Raw genomic sequence first — 4,222 nt, 5'->3', positions numbered from 1 at the left:
AGATGAGCGGCAGGCTCTATGCCAAGCTTCTGACGGCTTATTCCAGGACGGAGAAGCGCCTGGCAGTCGATTTGATGGTCGGCATCGATGCCTGGACGGTGCGCGGTGCGGATGTCGCCGTCGTCTTGCCGGACGTGCCCCCGACTGGCCCCGTCCCGCCGGATCGTTTCGTGCTGATCGTGGAAATCGCCGTCACGACGCTCAGTACGGATCTTGGGGAAAAACTCGCGGAATATGCGCGCGCTGGAATTCCCGAATATTGGGTCGTCGATGTCCCCGCGAAGGTCACGCACCGAATGCTCGCGCCTGAAGGCGACCTTTACGCCGAACGCACGGTCGTGCCGTTCGACCAGCCGCTCGCCGTGCCCGCAACGTCCGAAACGATCGTCGTCGCCTAGGCCGCCTTGCGCAATTCCAGCCGACCCCAGATTTCGACCAGCGCTTGCGTCAGATTTCGCATCATCGCTTCGTCATGTGCCGGGCCGGGGGTGAAGCGCAGCCGCTCGGTGCCGCGCGGCACGGTCGGGTAATTGATCGGCTGGACGTACACGCCATATTCGGCGAGCAGCACGTCGCTGATCTTCTTGGCCTTGACCGGATCGCCGACCATCAGCGGGACGATGTGCGTGGTCGAATCCATCACCGGCAGGCCAGCATCGGCGAACAGCGCCTTCAGCATCGCCGCTGCCGCATGTTGCCCGTCACGCTCGACGCACGAGGCCTTCAGGTGCCGCACGCTCGCCAGCGCGCCGGCAACCAGCACCGGCGAGAGCGACGTGGTGAAGATGAACCCCGGTGCATAGGAGCGGATCACGTCGGCGATCGTCTGATCCGCGGTGATATACCCGCCCATCACCCCGAACGCCTTGCCGAGCGTGCCCTCGATGATCGTCAGCCGGTCGGCGACGCCGTCGCGTTCCGAAATGCCACCGCCGCGCGCGCCGTACATGCCGACGGCATGGACTTCGTCGAGATAGGTCAGCGCGCTGTACGTGTCCGCCAGATCGCAAATCTCGGCGATCGGCGCGATGTCGCCGTCCATCGAATAGACGCTTTCGAACGCGATCAGCTTTGGCGCCGCCGGATCGACCGCGGCCAGCAATTCCTCGAGATGCGCCACGTCATTATGGCGGAACACATGGCGCTCACACCCCGAATTGCGGATCCCGGCGATCATCGAGGCGTGGTTGAGTTCGTCGGAAAAGATGATGCAGCCGGGCAATATCTTGGCCAGCGTCGCCAGCGTCGCTTCATTCGACACATAGCCGCTGGTAAACAGCAAGGCCGCTTCCTTGCCGTGGAGATCGGCGAGTTCGGCTTCGAGATCGACGTGGTAATGCGTGTTGCCGCCGATATTGCGCGTCCCGCCCGAGCCTGCACCGACGTCATGCAGCGCTTCCTCCATCGCCGCGATCACGTCGGGATGCTGGCCCATCGCAAGGTAATCGTTGGAGCACCACACCGTGATCGGCTTGGGGCCATTATGCCCGGCGAAGCAGCGCGCATTGGGGTAAGACCCCCGGTTGCGGAGAATGTCGATGAACACGCGATAGCGCCCCTCGACATGGAGGCGATCGATCGCCTGCGCGAAGATCCGGGAGTAGTCGACTCCGCGGGGGCCGGATGAGTCCAATTTCATGGCGGCGCTGTAGCGCCGACAGGACCGGAATTCCAGCGGGTTTACGCGATCAGCGTGATCGAAGGGGTGGTCATAATGTCTCAGGTCGCGTCAGGCCGAAGCGCGCAAGCGCGGGGGCGAGGGCATCGGTCGTCGCATCGCGTGCTGTGAAAACCGCACGCCCGTCACCCGCCGTCTCCGGCCAGTCCTGCCCGGCGGTGAGGAAGGCGATACGGCGCGCGATCCCGGCGCTCCCGTCGACGAAGGTCACCGGGTGCGGCGCGGCGGCGGCGAGTTCGTCGGCGACTAACGGGAAATGCGTGCAGGCGTTGACGATCGTGTCGATCCGCGCGCCGCCGGCTTGCCCGAACAGGCCGTCCAGGATCGCGGCAAAGCGCGCCGGATCGATTGCGATGCCGTGCAATTTCGCCTCGGCCAGTGCGACCAGTTCAGCCGATCCATGACGCAGCACGGTGCAATCGCCGGCAAAGCGTTGGGCGAGATCGTCGACATAGGGCTGGCGCACTGTTGCGTCGGTGCCAAGCACGCCGATCACCCGCGTTTTGCTGATCAGCGCCGCGGGTTTGATCGCCGGCACCGTGCCGACCACGGGCAGATCGAGCGCGCTGCGCACGGCGGCCAGCGCAATCGTCGAGGCGGTGTTGCACGCGATCACGATCAGACGCGGGGCATAGCGTTCCGCCAGCCGCCCGAGCAACGCGGGCACGCGCGCGGCAATCTCGGCCTCGCTCTTCGTGCCATAGGGAAAGCCCGCCGAATCGGCGACATAGACCACGGGCATGCGCGGCAGCAGCGCCTGCGCCGCCGCAAGCACCGACAGCCCGCCAACCCCGGAATCGAAAAACAGAACGGGCCGCCTATCCATGCCGGATGCCATAGCGTGGCGGCGGATTTTGACAAATCGGCGGCGTGATCCAAGATGGGGCGGGGGCGTCCCCGTGCATGTTAGGCCCGTGCATGCTATGTTCGCGGCGACTGGGGGATATCGCACCGTGCCAACCGAATTTCCGTGGCAATATCCGGCGCTCGCGCTGGTAATCGGCTATCTGCTCGGGTCGATCCCGTTCGGACTGCTGTTGACGCGTGCGGCGGGCGCGGGGGATTTGCGCCAGATCGGTTCGGGCAATATCGGCGCGACCAACGTGCTGCGCACCGGGCGCAAGGGGCTGGCGGCGGCGACGTTGATCCTCGATGCGCTGAAGGGTTTTGCGGCGGTATGGATCGCCGAACGCTATTTCGGTGGCGCGGGCGTAATGGCGGCTGCGGCGGCGTTCCTCGGGCATCTCTACCCGGTCTGGCTGCGTTTTCGGGGTGGCAAGGGCGTGGCGACGATGCTTGGGATCGTGCTCGCGCTGCATTGGCCGATCGGGCTGGTTTATGCGGTGAGCTGGCTCGGGCTGCTGGCGATCTTCCGCATCTCCTCGCTTGCGGGGATGACGGCGGCGGTCGGCACGCCGCTTAGTGCCGCGTTTTTCGCGCGATTCGATCTTGTCCTGCCGCTGATGGCGCTGGCTTTGCTCGTCGTGTGGAAGCATCGCGAAAATATCGAGCGCTTGCTCAGCGGTGCCGAACCCCGCGTCGGTCGTGGTGGGGGAAGCGGCGGGGCGAGCCGCGCCGATGCCTGACGTCAATGCCTGAGGCGGCGGCGGTTGCGCGCCTCCGGCTGATCCGCACCGCGCAGATCGGCCCCGTCACCTATGCGCAATTGATCAGCCGCTTCGGCGACGCGGAGGCGGCGCTCGCGGCGCTGCCACAGCTTGCCGCGCGCGGCGGGGGGAAAGCGCCCGTGGTCGCACCGGTGGCGCTCGCCGAGCGCGAACTCATGCAAGTGGCGCGGCTTGGCGCACAGCACCTGTTTCTGGGCGATCCCGACTATCCTGCGCTCTTGGCCGAACTCGACGATGCGCCGCCGGTGCTGATGCTGCGCGGGCGGGCCGCGCTGATGGCGCGCACGACGATCGCGATGGTCGGCGCGCGCAATGCCTCGGCGGCGGCGTGCCGGTTCGCGCGACAACTGGCGGCCGAGCTCGGGCGCGAGGGGGTAGCGGTCGTCTCCGGCCTGGCGCGCGGGGTCGATACCGCCGCGCATGTCGGATCCTTGGAGACGGGCACGATCGGCGTGATCGCGGGCGGGATCGACGTGGTCTATCCGCCGGAAAATGCCGCGCTGCAGGAGCGGATCGCCAAGGAAGGTTTGCTCATCGCCGAACAGCCGCCCGGCACCGAGCCGCGCGCGCGGCACTTTCCCTATCGCAACCGCATCATCGCCGGACTGTCGCTTGGTACGGTGGTGGTCGAGGCGGCGCCGAAATCGGGCTCGCTGATCACCGCGCGGCTGGCGGGCGAATTGGGGCGCGAGGTGATGGCGGTGCCGGGCAGCCCGCTCGACCCGCGCGCGCAAGGCTGTAACGGGCTGATTCGCGATGGCGCGACGCTGGTGCAATCGGCCGCCGACGTGCTGGAAACGGTGCGCCCGATCGATGGCCGGATGGTGCGGTCGCCCGGCGCGCGGTTTAACGGGCCACCGCCCGAGGATGCGAGCGATGCCGAGCGGCGCGATGTGATCGACCTGCTCGGCCCGGT

The 4,222-nt window shown here is 66.9% G+C and carries 5 protein-coding genes; 3 read left to right on the top strand and 2 right to left on the bottom strand.

The genetic code is table 11. From position 1 onward, the window contains the following. A partial coding sequence (locus tag ABWP09_RS12485) for a Uma2 family endonuclease (RefSeq protein WP_353205455.1) occupies positions 1-398 on the top strand: 398 nt, incomplete at its 5' end. Here ABWP09_RS12485 and hemA read toward each other — a convergent pair. Together hemA and murI are read right to left on the bottom strand one after the other, a co-directional pair. Beyond that, entirely contained in the window at positions 395-1,639 is a 1,245-nt protein-coding gene (gene hemA, locus ABWP09_RS12480) for a 5-aminolevulinate synthase (RefSeq protein ID WP_353205454.1), read from the bottom strand. The two genes, ABWP09_RS12485 and hemA, sit on opposite strands and share 4 nt — an antisense overlap. 70 nt (positions 1,640-1,709) lie before the next feature. Next, on the bottom strand, positions 1,710-2,504 hold the full coding sequence (murI, locus tag ABWP09_RS12475; RefSeq protein WP_353205453.1) for a glutamate racemase: 795 nt from the start codon (positions 2,502-2,504) through the stop codon (positions 1,710-1,712). A gap of 127 nt (positions 2,505-2,631) precedes the next feature. Here murI and plsY point away from each other — a divergent pair, with 127 nt between their 5' ends. Continuing rightward, a complete protein-coding gene (gene plsY / locus ABWP09_RS12470; RefSeq protein ID WP_353205452.1) occupies positions 2,632-3,264 on the top strand; it encodes a glycerol-3-phosphate 1-O-acyltransferase PlsY in 633 nt (210 codons plus the stop codon). Between the two features lie 5 nt (positions 3,265-3,269). Further along, on the top strand, positions 3,270-4,222 hold a 953-nt coding region (gene dprA / locus ABWP09_RS12465; protein ID WP_353205451.1), incomplete at its 3' end, for a DNA-processing protein DprA.

It is taken from the genome of Sphingomonas sp. (assembly GCF_040398505.1).
Classification (GTDB): Bacteria; Pseudomonadota; Alphaproteobacteria; order Sphingomonadales; family Sphingomonadaceae; genus Sphingomonas.
This window is presented reverse-complemented; position numbering and strand designations above follow the sequence as displayed.

What these genes read in the sequence shown, in the direction of transcription:
- hemA (WP_353205454.1), bottom strand. Translation starts at nt 1,639, where the DNA reads ATGAAATTGGACTCATCCGGCCCCCGCGGAGTCGACTACTCCCGGATC.
- murI (WP_353205453.1), bottom strand. Translation starts at nt 2,504, where the DNA reads ATGGATAGGCGGCCCGTTCTGTTTTTCGATTCCGGGGTTGGCGGGCTG.